Source organism: Cupriavidus respiraculi, from assembly GCF_914271545.1.
In the GTDB taxonomy this organism is placed as follows: Bacteria; Pseudomonadota; Gammaproteobacteria; order Burkholderiales; family Burkholderiaceae; genus Cupriavidus; species Cupriavidus respiraculi.
In genome coordinates, this window is sequence record NZ_CAJZAH010000002.1 from 500,544 (window position 1) to 519,034 (window position 18,491).

Genomic DNA, 18,491 nt, shown 5'->3' on the forward strand with positions numbered 1-18,491 from the left:
CCAGATGCAAGCCGCCTTCGACGCGATCATGGGCGACCGGTCGATGCCGGACCAGAACGACCCGGGATACGACCGCTGGCTGTTCGACCGCGCCTACGCCGCTGGCATGGAGCGGGCAGCGGTGATCGCAATGGAGCAGGCGAAGCGCCAAGGAACGCTAGGCAGGATCTTGGCAGCCGAATCATGCGCCGCCGCTATCCGCGCCGAGATCAAGGAGACGACATGGACCAAGTAACCCGCAAGCGCATGCACAAGGGGCTGTGCAAGGCGTTCGATGACCTCACGGCCAATCTCGAGGGCACCACCCTAATGCCGGCCATGGCAATGCGCGCCCGATAGACGTGATCCACATCAACGGCGAGCCCTACGAGGTTCGCATGGTGCTGGCAACGCCGGATGACGAAGAGGATGAGGAAACGTAGTGGAGCAAGCAGCAAAACGCATCATCGAGACAACGCGCAAGCTATGGGGGTTGGGAGGATAGGATGGAATCGCTTACCTTGAGTCAGGAAGAGATCATCGAGGCGACCGGATACAGGCGTGCCGCGGAGCAGCTTCTGGCTTTGCAGAAGGCCGGCATTCCGGCTGATCGCCGGCCGGATGGCAGTGTTCGGGTCTGGCGGCATCACATCGCCGGCGTCGGCGCGCCAAAGCAGCAGAAGGCGCCACGTCGGCGTCCAGAGCTCGCATCAGATAGGAAGGCCGCATGATCGGTAGGAGAAAGAAGGCGTCTCCCCTGCCCGCCCGGGTCTATGAGAAGAACGGAGCGTGGTTCTTCGTGGACATTCGGCGGAAGTGGCACAAGCTGTGCCGGGTGAGCGAGGGGCTGACCGAACTGTACGCCCGCCTGGCAGCCTTCAGCCGGGATGCTGACGAGCGGCCGAAGGACACGATGCCGGACCTGGTGGACGCTTGGCTGCTAGCCAAGCTGCCCTCCTATGCCCCAAAGACGCAGGAGGAATACCGCCGCATGGCGACGTTCATCCGGTCGGAATTCGACCATCAGTGGCGGGTGGAGGACGTGGAGCCGAAGGACATCGCCCGGTTCTTGGACAAGCATTTTGACGGCAAGCCTAACGCCAGCAACAAGTACCGCGCCCTGCTGTCAGTCATGTTCACGTATGGGGTTCGAAAGGGCCTGCGCAATACGAACCCCGTCAGCGAGGTAGCCGGCGCGGCCGAGGGTAAGCGCGATCGCTACATCACGGATGCCGAGCTGGCCGCTGTCCGCGCTGCAGCCTTGGTCGGCAACGACGGCCGGCCTACCCCTTCAGGCGCGGCAATCGTCGCCTTGATCGACCTGGCGTATCAGACGGCACAGCGGATCGGGGATCTGCTGGCTCTGAACTGGTCGGATGTCAGCAACGAAGGGATCATGTTTCACCCCGCCAAGACGGTGAACAGCTCAGGGGTGCGGATGCTGGTGGAAACGACGCCCGACCTGCAGGCAACCTTGGACGGCGCAAAGGCCGGTAAGGTCAAGGCCATCGGGCCGGTCATTTGCACGCAGACCGGAGGACGCTTCACTTACAGCGGAGCGCAAACGGCATGGAAGCGTGCGTGCCTGCGAGCGCGGCAACAGTATGAGAAGGACTGCAAGAAGGAAGGGAAGGAGCCTAGCGACCGGCACCTAGTCGGAATGCACTTCCACGACTTGCGGGCGAAAGCTCTCACGGATAAACGGAGGCAGGAAGGCGCCGCGGCGGCCCAAGCTCTCGCCGGGCACACCACTGCGGAAATGACGGCGCACTATACAAAGGCACGGGAGATTGAGCGAGTGCGCCCTGTATCAAAGCTCCGTTGAAGTGGCTCGCCTCGCGGCGTCTGCTTCTTCCCTGTCAATGATCTCGACAACCTCGTGCAGAGACACAAGCGGCGACCAATTCCCTTGATTGACCGATTCAATAGGAAGACCGGCGTGCTTCCTCAAACGTGAGGCGGTATCGTAAACACGGAGTCCTAGTTCAGCGTATTTCCGGCGCCGTGGTCGAAAGTACTCAACGTAGTTTGGAGGAAACGCTACAAAGTCGGCAAGCACCCGCAGCTCCGCCTGTATTCCATCAATCTCATCGGGGAATCTCAGGATTTTATACAGCAGTTCCGTAGGCAACGCCTTCCACTCAACGTCAATATCCAGCGGTCTAAACACGGGTGCCGCCACAGTGGGCACGTGCTCGCCCGCATCTCTCCCTGCTGGCTGACCTTCCGCGGTCCCATCGTCGTGCGCAAGGTCGACGCAGGCGTTGAAAAGGCGGTCAAGATGAGATCCAACAATGATGCCCAGATACGTCAGATCCTGCTTCCTCTTCGACCTGCCTACAGCCCATTCCTTTACCGCTGTAAGGGACGTCCCTAACAGCACGCCGACGATGCCCGAAGTGGCAGAGATGACGGCTGATGTGGTTGCAGCTTCCATGCACGACAGTAACCAAAGGCGCGCAAGTTAGACAAACGCACTCAAGTTAGACAAAAGGCCTAGCGAGTAAAACCCGCTAGGCCTTCTATTTACTGGTCGGGGCGAGAGGATTTGAACCTCCGACCACCTGCACCCCATGCAGGTACGCTACCAGGCTGCGCTACGCCCCGAAGCAAAAGATTATATCAGAGAGATTTCCCAGATGACTAGTCGGTCGCGCGAATTTTAGTTCTCTCGCGCGATCTCCTTGAGTTGACTGAGGACGTGTTGGACCTCGACGAGTTCGTTGCGTAGCGAGGCCAGGTCGATGGACATGACGGGCGCTTCCGTCGCGGCCTCGGCAATGGGCTGTGCCTGTTCTATCTCGGCGGCGTGGGTGTGGCTGTGGTGGCGGCCTTCGTCGAGCCGGTTGCGTGCGCCGTTGATGGTGAAGCCCTGCTCGTACAGCAGGTCGCGGATGCGGCGGATCAGCAGGACTTCGTGATGCTGGTAGTACCGCCGGTTGCCGCGGCGCTTGACCGGTTTGAGCTGCGTGAATTCCTGCTCCCAGTACCGCAGCACATGTGGCTTGACGGCGCAAAGCTCGCTGACTTCACCGATGGTGAAGTAGCGCTTGGCGGGGATGGGCGGCAACGTAATGCGCTCGCTGGATTTTTCCGACATTCGGTGAACGGGCGGGCTTCAGGCCGTGCCGGCGGTTGGGTTGCCGCGCGCCGATGCGCGCGGGAACAGCAGGATACAGACAGGGAATTCCGGACGCAATCCAAAGCGCGTGGACTGCTGGCGATACCGCTGGCCGGACAGATATTAGCCGGCTAACGCGACACCGGGCATGACACTGCGGGCGTCCGCGACCGCGTCGCCGGCGAGGCCGGCACGTTCTTCAACCAGGCTCTTGAGCTTCTGGCTGGCGTGGAAAGTCACCACGCGGCGTGCGGTGATGGGGATGATCTCGCCGGTCTTGGGATTGCGGCCGGGACGCTGCGGTTTGTCGCGCAGTTGGAAATTGCCGAAGCCGGAGAGCTTGACGCTGTCGCCCTGCTCCAACGCTTCGCGGATCACGTCGAAGAAAGCTTCGACCATATCCTTGGATTCGCGCTTGTTGAGACCGACCTGGTCGAACAGCATTTCGGCGAGTTCGGCCTTGGTCAGCGTCGGGACCTCGTTGGCGCGCGGGTCGGGCGACTCGTCTACCGGAGAGGCCGCCCGCCGGTCGCCCGGTTCGTCCGAGGCTGCTGCGGTCATGAGAGTCGCGTGTCGATCGTTCATGTCTTCAGTCCGTCGATGCACCCGGATGCGATCCGGGTGTGCCGATGTCGTGTCGTGGCCGTATGGTGGTCTGTGGTGGTTTGCCGTCGCCGTGCCGCGGTCCCGTGTGCCGGACCGCTGGCTCACCCGCGCAGCCGGGCATCGAATGCCGCGGCCAGGGAATCGACCATGCAACGCACCGCGCTATCGACGGTTTCGTCCTGGAGGGTCGCCCCAGTATCTTGCAAGGTCAGGCGGAACGCAAGGCTTTTCTCGTCCGCGCCAATGGCCGTGGAAGCGGCCTTCGGACGGAATTCGTCGAACAGCACGAGGCTCTGTACGTAGCGTCCGGCGCCCTGTTTGTCGAGGGCCTGGCGCATCGTGTCGAGCATGTCCTGCACGCGTATCGATTGCTTCACCACTACCGCGAGATCGCGTACCGCGGCCGGGAATTTCGAGATCTCGGCATAGGAAGGCAAGCCCGTTTCGCGCAACGCCTGCAGGTCCAGTTCGAACACGACCGGCGCCTGCGGCAGCTCGTACGCCTGCAGCCAGCGAGGATGCAGTTCACCGATCACGCCGGCTTCCTTGCCGTCGATCAGCACCCTGGCGGCGCGTCCGGGGTGCAGCGCGGGATGCGCGACCGGCTCGAAGCGCGCGCTGCGCGGATGCAGCAGCGATTCCACATCGCCCTTGACGTCGAAGAAGTCGACAGCGCGGGTCGGGACGCCCCACTGCTCTTCGAGTGCGGGTCCGCAGGCAATGCCGGCCAGGCGCAGTGGCTGCTGATAGCCGGCGACGGTCAGGCCGCCGTCCGCTACGTTCGCGTCGCGCAGGAACACGCGGCCCGTTTCGAACAGGCGCACGCGCGCAGCCTTGCGGTTCAGGTTGTAGCGCACCTTGTCGACCAGTCCGCCGATCAGCGAGGATCGCATCACGGCCAACTGGCTGGCGATCGGGTTGAGCAGCCGGATCGGATTGTCGTTGCCGGCGAAGTCGCGCTCCCACTTCTCTTCGACGAAAGCGAAGTTGATGACTTCCTGGTAGTCGCGCGCGGCGGTGGCGTGCCGCAGCGCGTGCGCCGAGCGGCGTGCCTCGTCGGTCGGGCGCATCTCGCTTTGCGCGACCGGCGGGCGGGCCGGAATGCGTTCGAAGCCGTAGATGCGCGCGACTTCCTCGATCAGGTCTTCCTCGATCTCGATGTCGAAGCGATAGCTTGGCGGCGTGACCACGAACACCTCGCCGTCGGCGCCCTGCTCGCGGGTGAACGACAGGCCGAGCCGCTGGAACACGTCGGCGATCTCCGCGGGCGCCAGTTCGATGCCGAGCACGCGCTCGGCGCGCGCCACGCGCATGGACACCGGCTTGCGCTCGGGCAGGTTGACGATGTGATCGTCCACCGGACCGGCCTTGCCGCCGCAGATGTCGAGGATCAGGGCGGTGATGCGCTCGATATGCTCGACCGTGGTGGCGTAGTCCACGCCGCGCTCGAAGCGATGCGCAGCGTCGGTCGAGAAGTTGTAGCGGCGCGCGCGGCCCTGGATCGCCTCGGGCCACCAGAACGCGGCTTCGAGGTAGATGTCCGTGGTGTCGAGCGTGACGGCCGTGCTGTCGCCGCCCATGATGCCGGCAAGGCTTTCGATTTCCTTGTCGTCGGCGATCACGCCGACGGTCTCGTCGATCTCGATGGTATTGCCGTTCAGCAGCTTGAGCTGTTCGCCCTTGCGGCCCCAGCGCACATCGAGCCCGCCGTGGATCTTGTGCAGGTCGAACACGTGCGAGGGCCGGCCCAGTTCGAGCATCACGTAGTTCGAGATATCGACCAGCGCGGAGATGCTGCGCTGCCCGGAACGCTCGAGCCGCTGCACCATCCAGGCCGGCGTAGCCGCGCGCGCATTGACGCCGCGGATGATGCGGCCCGAGAACCGGCCGCACAGGTCGGGCGCCGACACCCTGACCGGCAGCTTGTCGTCCAGCAGCACCGGCACCGGCGGCATGGCCGGCACGTTCAGCGGCGCGCCGGTGAGTGCGGCCACTTCGCGGGCGACGCCATGGATCGACAGGCAGTCGGCCTTGTTGGGGGTCAGCTTGATCACGAAGACCTGGTCGTCGAGATCGAGATACTTGCGGATGTTTTCGCCTACCGGGGCATCCTCGGGCAGGATCAGCAGCCCGCCATGGTCCTCCGACAGCTTGAGCTCGCGCGCCGAGCACAGCATGCCGTGGCTTTCCACGCCGCGCAGCTTGCCGACCTTGATGCGGAAGGGCTCGCCGCCGGCCTCTGCGGGCGGCAGCTCGGCGCCGACCAGCGCGCAGGGCACCAGGATGCCGGCCTTGACGTTGGGCGCGCCGCAGACGATCTGCAGGGTCTCACCGGTGCCTGCGTCCACCGTGCAGACGTTGAGCCGGTCGGCATCCGGATGGCGCTCGGTGGACAGCACCCGCGCCACCACGATCTTGTCGAACGGCGGCGCCACCGGACCGACCTCTTCCACCTCCAGCCCAGCCATGGTGAGCCGGTGCGAAAGCGCGTCCGTGGAGATCTTGTCGGGATTGACGAAACTGCGAAGCCAGGATTCCGAGAATTGCATGACGCTTCTGATCCGGTAAGTATGCTGTGGGTCTGTAACGATGGCCGCGGCGCATGCCGCACGGCGGGTTCAGGCGAATGGGCGCGACAACGCGTGCGGCTTCAGGCGAACTGGCGCAGGAAGCGCACGTCGCCTTCGAAGAACAGGCGCAGGTCGTTGATGCCATAGCGCAGCATGGTCAGCCGCTCGAGGCCAGAGCCGAAGGCAAAGCCGATATAGCGCTCCGGATCCAGACCCATGTTGCGCAGCACGTTCGGGTGCACCTGCCCCGAGCCCGAGATCTCCAGCCAGCGGCCGCTGCCGAACGCCATGTCGATCTCGGCCGACGGTTCCGTGAACGGGAAGTACGACGGACGGAAGCGCACCTGGATATCGTCGCGCTCGAAGAACTTGCGCAGGAAATCCGTATAGACGCCCTTCAGGTCCGCGAAGCTTACGTTGTCGCCGATCCACAGGCCCTCGACCTGGTTGAACATCGGCGAATGCGTGGCATCGCTGTCCACGCGGTAGGTGCGGCCCGGGCAGATCACCTTGATCGGCGGCATCTCCCGGCCCTTGTACTTCTCCACATGCATGCGCGCATAGCGGACCTGCATCGGGCTGGTGTGGGTGCGCAACAGCAGCAGCTTGTCGTCGGCATCGCGGCCGTCGACGTAGAAGGTGTCCTGCATCGAGCGCGCCGGATGATTGTCCGGGTTGTTCAACGCGGTGAAGTTCATCCAGTCCGTCTCGATCTCGGGACCGTCGGCCACATCGAAGCCGATCGAGCCGAAGATCTGCTCGACGCGCTCCCACGTGCGCATCACCGGATGCAGGCTGCCTTTGGTCACGGCGCGGCCGGGCAACGTCACGTCGATGGCCTCGGCGGCCAGTCGCGCGTTCATCAGCGCATCGGCCAGCGCCTGGCGGCGCGCGTTCAGCGCGGCCTCGACCTGCTGCTTGGCCTGGTTGATGCGCGCGCCTTCGCTCTTGCGCGTCTCGGGATCGAGCTTGCCGAGGCTTTTCAGCAGTTCGGTGAGGGCGCCGGTCTTGCCCAGGAAGCGCGCCTTCTCGTTTTCGAGCGAGGCGTTGTCGTTGGCTGCGGCGAAGGCAGCCTGGGCGTCGGCGACGATTTGATCCAGATCCAGAGACATGGCGGCGGCGGGTGGAAGATTCTTGGCATCAGGGTCGTGCGCTGGGCAGGACCCGCAAATAAAAACGGGGCTCGGTGAGGAGCCCCGTTTCAACAGCCCCCGGAGGGGCCGCGGTCGACCTTGCGGTCGGTGCATGCGCCCAGCCGCGCTTCTCGCGCGGCCGGAGCCGGCATCAGGCAACGGTGGCTTTCACCTGGTTGACGATGGCGGCAAAGGCAGGCTTGTCGTGAATAGCCATGTCCGACAGCACCTTGCGGTCCAGCTCAATCGAAGCCTTCTTCAGGCCGTTCATGAACACGCTGTAGGTCATGCCATGCTCACGCGTTGCAGCGTTGATACGCGCAATCCAGAGCGCGCGGAACACGCGCTTCTTGTTGCGGCGATCGCGGTATGCGTACTGGCCAGCACGCATGACCGCCTGCTTGGCGATGCGGTAGACATTATTGCGACGGCCGCGGTAACCCTTGGCAGCGTCGATGACTTTCTTGTGGCGGGCCCGTGCAGTGACCCCACGTTTTACTCGAGGCATGTAATTCTCCTTTCGTTTTCGTCAGGGGTTATGCGTAGGGCATCATTGCGCGAACGGACTTCAGGTTCGTCTCATGGACGTCCTGAGTGCCACGCAGTTGACGCTTGTTCTTGGTGGTCTTCTTGGTCAGGATGTGACGCTTGAAGGCCTGGCCACGCTTGAACGAACCATTCGGACGCGCAGTAAAGCGCTTGGAAGCGCTTTTCTTGGTCTTCATCTTCGGCATGAAAAACTCCAGCTCTATGACATGCATGCAGGTGGACGGCTGTTCGCCGACGCTTGCAAGACCCGCATCCACTTGTTGTTGCGCGTAGCCGCGAGCGGCCCGCGCTGCTTTGCGTTCCGCACGCCCCGGTGGTCGCCACCGGGCCGCGCGTCGCGCAAAATTACTTCTTCTTCTTGGGTGCCAGCACCATCACCATCTGGCGGCCTTCCATCTTCGGCATCTGCTCGACCTGCGCGTATTCCTCGAGATCCGCCTTCAGGCGTTCGAGCACGCGCGCGCCGATTTCCTGGTGCGCCATTTCGCGGCCGCGGAAACGCAGCGTGATCTTGGTCTTGTCGCCGTCGTCGAGGAAGCGCTTCAGATTGCGCAGCTTGACGTTGTAGTCGCCGTCATCCGTACCCGGCCGGAATTTGACTTCCTTGACCTGGATGATCTTCTGCTTCAGCTTGGCGTCATGTGCCCGCTTGGCTTCCTCGTACTTGAACTTGCCGTAGTCCATGATGCGAACGACGGGCGGAGCCGCATTGGGTGCGATCTCCACGAGATCCAAGTCCTTGTCCTCAGCCATGCGCAAGGCGTCCATGAACTTGACGATGCCGAGCGGCTCATTGTCAACCCCGACCAGACGCACTTCGACGGCGCTGATCTCGCGGTTGATGCGGTGACCTTTGTCTGTAGCGATGTTTCGTACCTCAAGAAGACAAAAAAACAAGCCGTGCTTGACCCATCAGGCTTTGCTGGCAACGTCGTTCTGCAGACGTTCCACAAACGCGGAAACCGGCATCACGCCAAGATCCACGTTGCCACGGGCACGCACGGCCACTTGATTGGCATCCCGCTCCTTGTCCCCGACCACCAACAGGTAGGGAACCTTCTGGAGCGAATGCTCGCGGATTTTATACGTAATTTTCTCGTTACGCAAATCAGCTTTTGCTCTAAACCCTTGTTTTTGCAGCAGTTGCACGACGCCTTCGGCATATTCCGCCTGGGAGTCGGCGATGTTGAGCACGACGACCTGATCCGGCGCCAGCCAGGCGGGCAGCGCGCCGGCATGGTTCTCCAGCAGGATGCCGAGGAAGCGCTCGAAAGAGCCCAGAATGGCTCGGTGGAGCATGACCGGACGCTTGCGGGAGTTGTCCTCGGCGACGTAGTCGGCACCCAGGCGCTCCGGCAGCACCATGTCGAGCTGCAGCGTGCCGCATTGCCAGGAGCGGCCGATCGCGTCCTTGATGTGGTACTCGACCTTGGGACCGTAGAAGGCGCCCTCACCCGGCAGCTCTTCCCACTCCACGCCGCAGGCGCGCAGCGCCAGGCGCAGCCCCTCCTCGGCGTGGTCCCAGACCTCGTCCGAGCCGGCGCGCTGGGCCGGACGCAGGGACAGCTTGACCGACACGTCCTTGAAGCCGAAGTCGTCATAGACCGCGAACGCCAGTTCGTTGAACGCCTTGGCCTCGGCCATGATCTGCTCTTCCGTGCAGAAGATGTGCGCATCGTCCTGGACGAAGCCGCGCACGCGCATCAGGCCATGCAGCGCGCCCGACGGCTCGTTGCGGTGGCAGGAACCGAACTCGGCGAGACGCAGCGGCAGATCGCGGTACGAACGCAGCCCGTGGTTGAAGATCTGCACGTGGCCCGGGCAGTTCATCGGCTTGATCGCGTAGTCCCGCTTCTCGGACTCCGTGACGAACATGTTTTCCTTGTAGTTCTGCCAGTGGCCCGACTTTTCCCACAGCGAACGGTCCATGACCTGCGGCGTGCGCACTTCGCTGTAGCCGGCGTCCTTCAGCCGGACGCGCAGATACTGCTCGACGGCCTGCCAGATCTCCCAGCCCTTGGGATGCCAGAACACCATGCCCGGCGCCTCTTCCTGCAGATGGAACAGGTCCAGCAGCTTGCCGAGCTTGCGGTGATCGCGCTTTTCCGCTTCCTCCAGCATATGCAGGTAGGCGTCTTGGTCTTCCTTCTTCGCCCAGGCCGTGCCGTAGATGCGCTGGAGCATCTCGTTGTTCGCGTCGCCGCGCCAGTAGGCGCCGGCCACCTTCATCAGCTTGAAGACTTTAAGCTTGCCCGTGGACGGCACGTGCGGGCCGCGGCACAGGTCGACGAAGTTGCCTTCGCGATAGAGGCCGATTTCCTGGTCGGCCGGGATCGAGCCGATGATCTCGGCCTTGTACTTCTCGCCCATCGACTCGAACAGCTTCACCGCTTCGTCGCGGCTCCAGACCTCTCGCGTCACCTTCTCGTCCTTCTTGGCGAGCTCGGCCATCTTCTTCTCGATGGCGGCCAGATCCTCGGGCGTGAAGGGGCGCTTGTAGGCGAAGTCGTAGTAGAAGCCGTTGTCGATCACCGGCCCGATCGTCACCTGGGCTTCGGGATAGAGCTCCTTGACCGCATAGGCCAGCAAGTGCGCCGTGGAGTGGCGGATCACGTCGACGCCGTCGGCATCCTTGTCCGTCACGATGGCGAGCTGCGCATCGCGCTCGATCGTGTAGCTCGTGTCCACCAGCTTGCCATCGACCTTGCCGGCCAGCGCGGCCTTGGCCAGGCCCGAGCCGATGCTCTGCGCCACTTCGGCAACCGTCACCGGGCCGGGAAACTCGCGGCGGGAACCATCCGGCAGCGTGATTGCGATCATCTTGCACCTCATCAGGGTTCCGCCCCGCCGCCGAAGAGTCGGCCGGGCACGGGCGGATCAAACAGCATCTTGTGGCGCCGGCCGTCGCGTGCAGCGCGACAACCGGCAGCGGAAACATCACGGACGCCCACTTCGCGCGGGAGGCGAGGCGTGGGCGCACGGCAGCATAACAAGCGGCTGACAATCGACAGACGAAAAAAAACGCGGCCAAGGCCGCGTTTTTCCGAATTCAACCCGGGACATCCGGGACCGAAGGGCGCACCTCGACTACTGTCGCTTGTCAGCGGTAGTAGTTCGCGGTGTCATAACCATGGCGCCTTTCCGTTCCTTGCTGTGGGCTGAACTGAAACCGACAGCCCGGGTTGAACGTTACTGCTCTGATACGTCTTTACTGCAATTCGTTGGTAGGCTCGATTGGACTCGAACCAACGACCCCCACCATGTCAAGGTGGTGCTCTAACCAGCTGAGCTACGAGCCTAGCGAAGACGCGAGTATAGCATCACCTTCTTTTTGCCTGCAACACCCCCGACACATCTTTTATCAAACCGAGGGCGCGTTGCAGTTGCGTGGCCTCGCCCACCTCGGCGGTGAACTGCATGCGGGCCACGCCCTTGCTCGACAGCGTCTTGACTCCGGTCACATTGATCTTCTCGCGCGACAGCACTTCGGAGATGTCGCGCAGCAGGCCCTGGCGATCGACCGCCTCGACCTGGATGTCGACCGGATACACGGCGTCGCTCTTCTTGCCCCACTCGGTGTGGATGACTCGTTCCGGCGCGCGCGCGGACAGCTGCTGGAAGGTGTGGCACTGCCGGCGGTGGATCGATACGCCGCGCCCGCGCGTGACGAAGCCCACGATCTCGTCCGGCGGCGCGGGCTTGCAGCAGCGGGACATCTGCGTCATCAGCGAATCCACGCCCACCACCAGGACGCCGCTCTTGGCGCCGCGCGCCACGCTGGTCGCGCGGCTCTTCTTGGTGAACGCCTCTTCCTCGCTGACCTGCGGCGTGGCCTCGCCCTCGGGATGGCGCAGCGCATGCTCGACATGGCGCAGGCTGAACTCGTCCTTGGCCACCGCGGCGAACAGGTCGTCCGGGGTCTTGAAGCCCAGCCGCGCGGCAAGCGCGTCCAGGTTGACGGCCGTCTTGCCTTCGCGCTGCAGCGTCTTGTCGATCAGCGACCGGCCCTGCGCGATGGTTTCCGCGGAATCCATCGCGTTGAACCAGGCGCGCACCTTGGCCCGCGCCCGCGTGCTGGCCAGGTAGCTCAGTTCCGCGTTGAGCCAGTCCCGCGACGGCCCGCCCTGCTTGACCGCGACGATCTCGACGGTCTGTCCATTCTTGAGCGGGGTGTTCAGCGGCACCATGGCGCCGTCGACGCGGGCGCCGCGGCAGCGATGCCCCAGGTCGGTGTGCAGGTAGTACGCAAAGTCCAGCGGCGTCGCGCCCTGAGGCAGCGCCACCACGCGTGCCTGCGGCGTCAGCACATAGATGTGGTCGTCGATGGCCGCGTGCTTGAGCTGCTCCCACGGCGATTCGTCGTGCGCGACGGTGTGGTCGGCCTCGTCCTTCCACGCCAGCAGCTGGCGCAGCCAGGCGATCTTCTCGTCGTAGCTCTCGCTGGCCGCGAACTGGCCACTGTAGCCCTTGCTGCCCGCCTCCTTGTAGCGCCAGTGCGCGGCGATGCCGTACTCCGCGAAGTGGTGCATTTCCTGCGTGCGGATCTGGACTTCGAAGGCGCGGCCATCGTCCCCGATCACCACCGTGTGCAGCGACTTGTAGCCGTTGGCCTTGGGCCGCGAGATGTAGTCGTCGAACTCGCGCGGAATCGGCTGCCACACGTGGTGGACGATGCCGAGCACCGTATAGCAGTCCTTGATGTCGTCGACGATCACGCGAAACGCGCGCACGTCGTACAGGTCGGCGAAGTCCAGGTTCTTGCCGCGCATCTTTTTCCAGATGCTGTAGATATGCTTGGGGCGCCCGGTGACCTCGGCGCGGATGCCGGCGGCGGCAAGCTCGGACTGCAGCCGGGCGATGGCCTGCGCGATATAGCCCTCGCGCTCGATGCGCTTTTCGTCGAGCAGGCGCGCGATGCGCTTGTAGGTATCGGGCTCCTCGAAGCGGAACGCAAGGTCCTCGAGCTCCCACTTCATCTGCCAGATGCCCAGCCGGTTGGCCAGCGGCGCATAAATGTCCAGCGTCTCGCGCGCCACGCCGGGCAGCGGCGCGGTCTTGGTCTGCGCCATCCAGCGCAGCGTCTGCAGCCGCGACGCCAGCCTCACCAGCACCACGCGGATGTCCTGCGCAAACGCCAGCAGCATCTTGCGCAGCGCCTCGACCTGTTCGTGCCGGGCCTCGATCTGGCTTTTCGACGGTGCGGCAGGCTCGTCGCGATTGACCGCCATGGCGCCGATGCGCAGCAGCTGGCGCACCCCGCCCACGAGCCGCGTCACCTCCTCGCCGAAGCGGGGTTCGATTTCGGGCTCGGTGTCCGGCACGAAGGCGGCCAATGCGAACAGGGCCGCGGCGGCGCGCGCCGCGTCGTCGACGCGCAGCCCGTCGAGGATGCGCAGCATGCCCTCCGCATGCGAGAGCACCGTCTCCCCGGTGGGCAGGGTCGCGTCCTGTCCGCGCTCGCGCACGAAAGCCAGCGCCCGCTCGACCAGATCGGCGTCGGGCGTACCCGCCATCTGCCCCGTTACGTCCGTCGACGTCACCATGTCCAGGAACGCCTTACTTCTGCGCGGCGGTCACCACCACTTCGATCAGGTACTTGGGATTGGCCAGGCGCGCCTCGACCGTGGCGCGCGGCGGCGTGTTGCCCTGCGCCACCCACTCGTCCCACACCTCGTTCATGGCGCCGATCAGGTCGACGTCCTTGAGGAAGATCTGGCACGACAGGATGCGCGTCTTGTCGCTGCCGGCCTCGGCCAGGAGCCGATCGATGTGGCCCAGCACCTCGCGCGTCTGGCCGCGGATATCCGCTTCCGGATCGAGCTCGGGTACCTGGCCCGCCAGGTACACCACGCCGTTGTAGACGGCGTATTCGGACAGGCGCTTGCCCACGTGGGCGCGTTGGAGTTCTGCGTTGCTCATGCTGCCTTGTTCAGGTTGATACGGTAAGAAAGCTGCCGCGCGGTGCGGCCTCATGCGTGCCTCAGGCGCCGGTCCCCACGAAGAACTCGCGGGCAATGGCGACCTGCGACGGGTCGACGAAGGTGGGCGCGTGCCCCACGTCCGGAACCTCCACGGAGCGCACCTGCTTGCCGCGCGCGACCATTTCCGCCGTCGTTTCGCGCGTCAGCAGATCCGAATGCGCGCCGCGCACGACCAGCGTCGGCCCCGGAATGGCCTGGAACAGGTTCCACATCGCCGCCTCGCCGGCCGCCACCATGTCCGCCGTGGTTTCCCGAAACGGCACCGCCATGGCGGGATCGTAGTGCAGGCCCCACTCCAGCCCTTCGGCGCCCTGCACCGGCTTGAGGATGGCGCTGTTCAGCTCGCGCCATTGCTCCGGGGTATGGCGGCCGAACGAGGCGCCGATGGTCTGCAGGTAGGCGAGCCCTTCCTCGAAGGTCTTGAAGCGGACCGGCAGCCCCAGATAGGCACCGATGCGCTCGACCGCCGATGGCGCGATGCGCGGGCCCACGTCGTTGAGCAAAAGCTTGCGCACGGGGCTCTTGGGCAGGCCCGCGAGGCTCATGCCGATCAGGCCGCCCATCGAGGTGCCGAACCAGTCCACCTGCTCCACGCCCAGCCGCGCGATCAGCGTCACCATGTCCGCGACGTACTGGGGCACGACATAGCCGCGCGGATTGAGCAGCCAGTCGGAGCGCCCGCGCCCCACCACATCGGGACACACCACCCGGTATTCGCCGGACAGCGCGCGCGCCACCGTATCGAAATCGCGGCCCGTGCGGGTCAGGCCATGCACGCACATCAGCACGCGCGGATTGGCGGGGTCTCCCCACTCGTGGTACGCCATGCGGTGCAGACCCGCGGGGCTGATGCACTGGACGAAGCCGAGGCGCGGACTGGCGGACATCTTGAGGACTCCTGCGAAGCGGTGGGACGGGGTCGGAAGCGGTCCCCAGCGATGGCGGCCGGGGTTGGACAAGCCTCGATTGTACGCCGCGAAGGTTACAATGCCACTGCTCCCCAGGGTGCCCCACGGCACCGCATCCAGGCAATCCCACCGGGCACGCCGAACGCGCGGCCCACCCTTTCCGACGGAGGCATCCATGCTTAAAGGCAAGACGGCGCTGGTAACGGGCTCGACGAGCGGTATCGGTCTCGGCATCGCGCAGGCGCTGGCGGCGCAGGGCGCGAATATCATCGCCAACGGCTTCGGCGACGCCGAGGGCGCACAGCGCCAGATCGAGAGCGCCGGCACGGGCATCCGCGTGGGCTATCACGGCGCCGACATGAGCAAGGCCGCCGAGATCGAGGACATGATGCGCTATGCGGACAGCGAGTTCGGCGGCGCCGACATCCTGGTCAACAATGCCGGCATCCAGCATGTCGCCAACATCGAGGACTTTCCGGTCGAGCGCTGGGACGCGATCATCGCCATCAACCTGACCTCCGCCTTCCACACCACGCGCCTGGCCCTGCCCGGCATGCGCAGCAAGGACTGGGGCCGCATCATCAATATCGCGTCCGCGCACGGGCTGGTCGGCTCGGCGCAGAAATCCGCCTATGTCGCCGCCAAGCACGGCATCGTCGGCCTGACCAAGGTCACCGCGCTGGAGACCGCGCAGACCGGCATCACCGCCAATGCGATCTGCCCGGGATGGGTGCTGACACCGCTGGTGCAGAAGCAGGTCGAGGCGCGCGCCGCGCGCGAAGGCATCGCCGTGGAACAGGCCAAGCGGGAACTGGTGCTGGAAAAGCAGCCGTCGGGACAGTTCGTCACGCCCGAAGAGCTTGGCGCGCTGGCGGTGTTCCTGTCGGGCGAAGCCGCGCGGCAGGTGCGCGGCGCGATCTGGAACATGGACGGAGGATGGGTCGCGCAGTAATCCTGCCACCCCGCGGATCAATTCATCATGAAACGACGTAATTTCCTGGCGGCCGCCGGCGCGGCCCTGTTCGCCGGCCTCGGCACTGCCGCCCTTGCGCAGGCCGAGGCCGCCATCGTGGTCTACAAGAGCCCGACGTGCGGCTGCTGCGAGGCGTGGGTCAAGCATCTGCGCGACAACGGCTTCGCCGTCACCGTGCACGATGTCGAGGACACCGGCGTGCATCGCGCGCGGCTGGGCATGCCCGACCGCTTCGGCTCCTGCCATACCGGCCGCATCGCCGGCTATGCCATCGAGGGCCACGTGCCGGCGGCGGATATCCGCAAGCTGCTGGCCCAGCGGCCCAAGGCCGTGGGCCTCGCGGTGCCGGGCATGCCGGTCGGCTCGCCCGGCATGGAACAGGGTCCGCGCGCCGATCCGTTCGATGTACTGCTGGTGCGCGCTGATGGCGGAGCGCGGGTGTTTTCGAGCTACAACAAGCCGCGCGGCTGAAGAGCCGTTCTCAACCGCCCGACCTCGCGGCCGGATCGACGGCCACGAACACGGCCTGCAGGTACGCGCGGCGCTGGGCATGGAACGCCTGGAAAACCGCCTGCTCCTCGAGCTCGCAGGAACGCCACGCGGCGGTGGCAGCCTCCCGCCCCGCCGGGGCCACGGAAAACCGCTGCCGGTCCAGGCGGCGAAGCGGCAGCGTGCGCGTTCCCGCCTCGAGATCGGTGACCGCGGACATCAGCTCCCACCATGCCGTGTCCTCCTCGCCCGCGCTGCGCGCCGCGTCGAAGTGCGTGGCGTCTGCCAGGGCAAACAGGATCATGGGGGTAAACGGGACCATCGGAAGGTCGTCCATCCGATGGCGATGCCGTGCCGCATCGAGTTGTCGCGACATCCTCAGCACCCAGGCCCGCTCTTCGGAGGCTCTTGCTTTCTCTCCCAGCCCCACGAGCACATGCGCCCTGCGGACCAACGGCAGGTCTGCGAGGCACGCCTCCAGCTCACGCCGGCAGGCCGCCCTCTCCTGCTGCGGCAACCGCGCGATGGCGCCGCCCAGTTCCTTCAGCATTGCCGTTCTCTGCGCGGCGGGAAGCTCCTTGGCGGCCTGCACCAGCGTCCACCACTGATCCGCGGGACGTGCCCACGCAGGCAATGCGCAAAATTCCTCGGCAAGGGCCAGCAGCGGTTCTCCGCGCACGTGGGCCGGCAATTGCACGATCGCCAGCAACAAGGTCGCCCAGTGCGTGCAGGAAGCCGCGAGCCACTCTGCGCAGGCCGTCAGCAGCGCCGCGCGGATCGCGTCCGGGAATGGCGCCACCAGGCGCAATGCCTCGCGCAGGCTGGCCGCGTCGAGACTGCCCTCTTTCCCCCCCACTACGCTCAACCCCTCCAGCCACCGCTGCAGCGGTGCCAGCTGCGCCTGCGGCGGCGAGATCTCGCGAATCAGCGCCAGCGCCGATTTGCGCAACGCCTCCCAGGCCGGCCGGTCCGCATCCTCGTGCCTGTCCGGATTGAAGAACTCGTCCTCGAAGGCGTTCAGCAGCCGGGCGCGGGCGGCATCGTCCAGCTCGCGTATGTCCTCCAGGAACGACGACCACTCCGGCGCCTGCAACTCGAACCGGCGCAAGCTGATTGCCGATGCGCGAACAAAGATCGCGAGTTCCCGGCATGGCGTCACCACCTCGTTCAGGCGCGCCCGGATCCGGCCCGCGGCGGCGGGCGGCAAATCGTGCCTGACCAGGGCCGGCAGCAGCCGGGCCAGCAGACGGCCGGCTTCGTGGCCAGGGAAGCCGCGCGCGGCCTCGATCAGTGCATGCCAGATGTCCCACGCCGGGTCCTGGGGGTGCAGATGCTCCCAGTCGATCACCGCCGCCAGCCGCTCCAGCACGCGCAGCTGGCAGGGCAGCGGACTTCCGTCGGCACCGGTCAGGGTCTGCGCGCCGCGCAGCACGGCGCCGACCTGTTCCATGCGGGCGCCGGTATCGAACGCGAAGGCAACCTCCTCGAGCATTCGCGCCCTGGGCTTGGGCGCAAAGCGCGTTGCATAGCCGACCCAGAACTGCACTCTCGCATCGGTCAACGGCGCCTCCAGATGCCGACCCAGTTCCACGTGCCACTGCACCGCGTCCGGATGACTCGTTTCGAACATCGCGCCGACCAGCGCGTTCGCCCATTGGCGTATGGCGTCTTCGCACGGTCCCGTGGCGGTCCGGATGCCACGCACCGCCGCGAGCAGCGGCGTTGGCCGCAGATCCGGCGGCAGGCCGCCGATGCCCTGTAGCACCCACAGCAGGCATTCGCGGCGCAGTCCATTGTCGAATCCGTCGAGGCGCTTCGCCAGGGCATGCAGCACCACGGCTCGCGTGGACGGCGGCTCGAAGGCGATCGTGTCGAGCAACTGGCACACCTGCGTCTCCGATGCCGCCCACGCCGCCCATGCGATCAGCCGGTGCCGCCGGCAGTCCGGCGCCAGCAGGTTGCGCACGTTGCGATTCACCCGGGCGAACCGATGCCTGTCGTCGAAGCCGAGATGGCGGGCCACCTCGAGCTGCAACTCGTTCGGTAACCGCGCCATGTGGCTGGGCGGCCGGGCGTGCTGGTCAGCGCCCGGCGGCAACGGTGCACTGGCGGCGGACGGACCAGCCCCATGAATGAATCGCGGCATTCCCGATCTCCTGGTCGGCATGGCGGGTGGGCGCCG

The 18,491-nt window shown here is 65.4% G+C and carries 18 protein-coding genes and 2 tRNA genes; 5 read left to right on the forward strand and 15 right to left on the reverse strand.

The features are described 5' to 3' along the window. The first annotated feature begins 4 nt into the window (after positions 1 to 4). The 3 genes from LDO27_RS09950 to LDO27_RS09960 all read left to right on the forward strand — a co-directional run bounded on the left by LDO27_RS09950 (position 5) and on the right by LDO27_RS09960 (position 1,804). On the forward strand, positions 5 to 235 hold the full coding sequence (locus LDO27_RS09950; RefSeq protein ID WP_224041485.1) for a hypothetical protein: 231 nt from the start codon (positions 5 to 7) through the stop codon (positions 233 to 235). Positions 236 to 485: 250 nt separating this feature from the next. After that, a complete protein-coding gene (locus tag LDO27_RS09955) occupies positions 486 to 710 on the forward strand; it encodes a DUF4224 domain-containing protein (RefSeq protein ID WP_224041487.1) in 225 nt (74 codons plus the stop codon). Further along, complete coding sequence (locus LDO27_RS09960; RefSeq protein WP_224041489.1) at positions 707 to 1,804, forward strand: tyrosine-type recombinase/integrase; 1,098 nt, start codon at positions 707 to 709, stop codon at positions 1,802 to 1,804. The genes LDO27_RS09955 and LDO27_RS09960 overlap by 4 nt, the downstream gene beginning before the upstream one ends. Here the strand turns inward: LDO27_RS09960 and LDO27_RS09965 are convergent. The 14 genes from LDO27_RS09965 to LDO27_RS10030 form a co-directional block, all read right to left on the reverse strand. Further along, positions 1,790 to 2,416: a hypothetical protein gene (locus LDO27_RS09965; protein ID WP_224041491.1), complete on the reverse strand. Its 627-nt coding sequence runs from the start codon at positions 2,414 to 2,416 to the stop codon at positions 1,790 to 1,792. The genes LDO27_RS09960 and LDO27_RS09965 overlap by 15 nt on opposite strands. Before the next feature lie 93 nt (positions 2,417 to 2,509). Continuing rightward, positions 2,510 to 2,586, reverse strand: a tRNA-Pro gene (locus LDO27_RS09970). Between the two features lie 55 nt (positions 2,587 to 2,641). Continuing rightward, on the reverse strand, positions 2,642 to 3,079 hold the full coding sequence (locus LDO27_RS09975) for a MerR family transcriptional regulator (RefSeq protein WP_222201293.1): 438 nt from the start codon (positions 3,077 to 3,079) through the stop codon (positions 2,642 to 2,644). A 144-nt stretch (positions 3,080 to 3,223) separates the two neighbouring features. Further along, on the reverse strand, positions 3,224 to 3,685 hold the full coding sequence (locus tag LDO27_RS09980; RefSeq protein ID WP_224041493.1) for an integration host factor subunit alpha: 462 nt from the start codon (positions 3,683 to 3,685) through the stop codon (positions 3,224 to 3,226). Between the two features lie 122 nt (positions 3,686 to 3,807). Then, positions 3,808 to 6,255 carry a phenylalanine--tRNA ligase subunit beta gene (pheT, locus tag LDO27_RS09985; RefSeq protein ID WP_224041495.1) on the reverse strand — a complete coding sequence of 816 codons (2,448 nt, stop codon included), beginning with the start codon at positions 6,253 to 6,255 and terminating at the stop codon, positions 3,808 to 3,810. Between the two features lie 101 nt (positions 6,256 to 6,356). Then, the gene (gene pheS / locus LDO27_RS09990) at positions 6,357 to 7,388 is read right to left on the reverse strand and encodes a phenylalanine--tRNA ligase subunit alpha (RefSeq protein ID WP_224041497.1); all 1,032 of its coding nucleotides are present in this window, start codon (positions 7,386 to 7,388) and stop codon (positions 6,357 to 6,359) included. A gap of 172 nt (positions 7,389 to 7,560) precedes the next feature. Beyond that, positions 7,561 to 7,917 (reverse strand): 50S ribosomal protein L20, encoded by a 357-nt coding sequence (gene rplT, locus LDO27_RS09995; RefSeq protein ID WP_008650487.1) that lies wholly within the window; start codon positions 7,915 to 7,917, stop codon positions 7,561 to 7,563. 28 nt (positions 7,918 to 7,945) lie between these two features. Beyond that, complete coding sequence (gene rpmI / locus LDO27_RS10000; RefSeq protein WP_006575466.1) at positions 7,946 to 8,143, reverse strand: 50S ribosomal protein L35; 198 nt, start codon at positions 8,141 to 8,143, stop codon at positions 7,946 to 7,948. A 160-nt stretch (positions 8,144 to 8,303) separates the two neighbouring features. Continuing rightward, entirely contained in the window at positions 8,304 to 8,855 is a 552-nt protein-coding gene (infC, locus tag LDO27_RS10005; RefSeq protein ID WP_224041498.1) for a translation initiation factor IF-3, read from the reverse strand. Between the two features lie 15 nt (positions 8,856 to 8,870). Next, positions 8,871 to 10,778, reverse strand: coding sequence for a threonine--tRNA ligase (gene thrS / locus LDO27_RS10010; protein ID WP_224041500.1), 1,908 nt, complete (start codon positions 10,776 to 10,778; stop codon positions 8,871 to 8,873). Between the two features lie 402 nt (positions 10,779 to 11,180). Then, positions 11,181 to 11,257: transfer RNA gene (locus LDO27_RS10015), tRNA-Val, on the reverse strand. Between the two features lie 21 nt (positions 11,258 to 11,278). Continuing rightward, positions 11,279 to 13,501, reverse strand: coding sequence for a RelA/SpoT family protein (locus tag LDO27_RS10020; RefSeq protein ID WP_224041502.1), 2,223 nt, complete (start codon positions 13,499 to 13,501; stop codon positions 11,279 to 11,281). 13 nt (positions 13,502 to 13,514) lie between these two features. Next, positions 13,515 to 13,877, reverse strand: coding sequence for a RidA family protein (locus tag LDO27_RS10025; protein ID WP_224041504.1), 363 nt, complete (start codon positions 13,875 to 13,877; stop codon positions 13,515 to 13,517). A 61-nt stretch (positions 13,878 to 13,938) separates the two neighbouring features. Next, positions 13,939 to 14,826 carry an alpha/beta fold hydrolase gene (locus LDO27_RS10030; RefSeq protein WP_222201300.1) on the reverse strand — a complete coding sequence of 296 codons (888 nt, stop codon included), beginning with the start codon at positions 14,824 to 14,826 and terminating at the stop codon, positions 13,939 to 13,941. Between the two features lie 196 nt (positions 14,827 to 15,022). Between LDO27_RS10030 and LDO27_RS10035 the strand changes: the two genes are divergently transcribed. Beyond that, complete coding sequence (locus tag LDO27_RS10035) at positions 15,023 to 15,799, forward strand: 3-hydroxybutyrate dehydrogenase (protein WP_224041506.1); 777 nt, start codon at positions 15,023 to 15,025, stop codon at positions 15,797 to 15,799. Between the two features lie 27 nt (positions 15,800 to 15,826). Further along, positions 15,827 to 16,291: a DUF411 domain-containing protein gene (locus LDO27_RS10040; protein WP_222201302.1), complete on the forward strand. Its 465-nt coding sequence runs from the start codon at positions 15,827 to 15,829 to the stop codon at positions 16,289 to 16,291. Between the two features lie 10 nt (positions 16,292 to 16,301). Here the strand turns inward: LDO27_RS10040 and LDO27_RS10045 are convergent, their stop codons facing one another. Continuing rightward, positions 16,302 to 18,455 (reverse strand): F-box protein, encoded by a 2,154-nt coding sequence (locus tag LDO27_RS10045; RefSeq protein ID WP_224041508.1) that lies wholly within the window; start codon positions 18,453 to 18,455, stop codon positions 16,302 to 16,304. Between the last annotated feature and the right edge of the window lie 36 nt (positions 18,456 to 18,491).

Coding starts and splice junctions, on each gene's coding strand:
- LDO27_RS09950 (WP_224041485.1), top strand. CDS start 5: ATGCAAGCCGCCTTCGACGCGATCATGGGCGACCGGTCGATGCCGGAC.
- LDO27_RS09955 (WP_224041487.1), top strand. CDS start 486: ATGGAATCGCTTACCTTGAGTCAGGAAGAGATCATCGAGGCGACCGGA.
- LDO27_RS09960 (WP_224041489.1), top strand. CDS start 707: ATGATCGGTAGGAGAAAGAAGGCGTCTCCCCTGCCCGCCCGGGTCTAT.
- LDO27_RS09965 (WP_224041491.1), bottom strand. CDS start 2,416: ATGGAAGCTGCAACCACATCAGCCGTCATCTCTGCCACTTCGGGCATC.
- LDO27_RS09975 (WP_222201293.1), bottom strand. CDS start 3,079: ATGTCGGAAAAATCCAGCGAGCGCATTACGTTGCCGCCCATCCCCGCC.
- LDO27_RS09980 (WP_224041493.1), bottom strand. CDS start 3,685: ATGAACGATCGACACGCGACTCTCATGACCGCAGCAGCCTCGGACGAA.
- pheT (WP_224041495.1), bottom strand. CDS start 6,255: ATGCAATTCTCGGAATCCTGGCTTCGCAGTTTCGTCAATCCCGACAAG.
- pheS (WP_224041497.1), bottom strand. CDS start 7,388: ATGTCTCTGGATCTGGATCAAATCGTCGCCGACGCCCAGGCTGCCTTC.
- rplT (WP_008650487.1), bottom strand. CDS start 7,917: ATGCCTCGAGTAAAACGTGGGGTCACTGCACGGGCCCGCCACAAGAAA.
- rpmI (WP_006575466.1), bottom strand. CDS start 8,143: ATGCCGAAGATGAAGACCAAGAAAAGCGCTTCCAAGCGCTTTACTGCG.
- thrS (WP_224041500.1), bottom strand. CDS start 10,778: ATGATCGCAATCACGCTGCCGGATGGTTCCCGCCGCGAGTTTCCCGGC.
- LDO27_RS10020 (WP_224041502.1), bottom strand. CDS start 13,501: ATGGTGACGTCGACGGACGTAACGGGGCAGATGGCGGGTACGCCCGAC.
- LDO27_RS10025 (WP_224041504.1), bottom strand. CDS start 13,877: ATGAGCAACGCAGAACTCCAACGCGCCCACGTGGGCAAGCGCCTGTCC.
- LDO27_RS10030 (WP_222201300.1), bottom strand. CDS start 14,826: ATGTCCGCCAGTCCGCGCCTCGGCTTCGTCCAGTGCATCAGCCCCGCG.
- LDO27_RS10035 (WP_224041506.1), top strand. CDS start 15,023: ATGCTTAAAGGCAAGACGGCGCTGGTAACGGGCTCGACGAGCGGTATC.
- LDO27_RS10040 (WP_222201302.1), top strand. CDS start 15,827: ATGAAACGACGTAATTTCCTGGCGGCCGCCGGCGCGGCCCTGTTCGCC.
- LDO27_RS10045 (WP_224041508.1), bottom strand. CDS start 18,455: ATGCCGCGATTCATTCATGGGGCTGGTCCGTCCGCCGCCAGTGCACCG.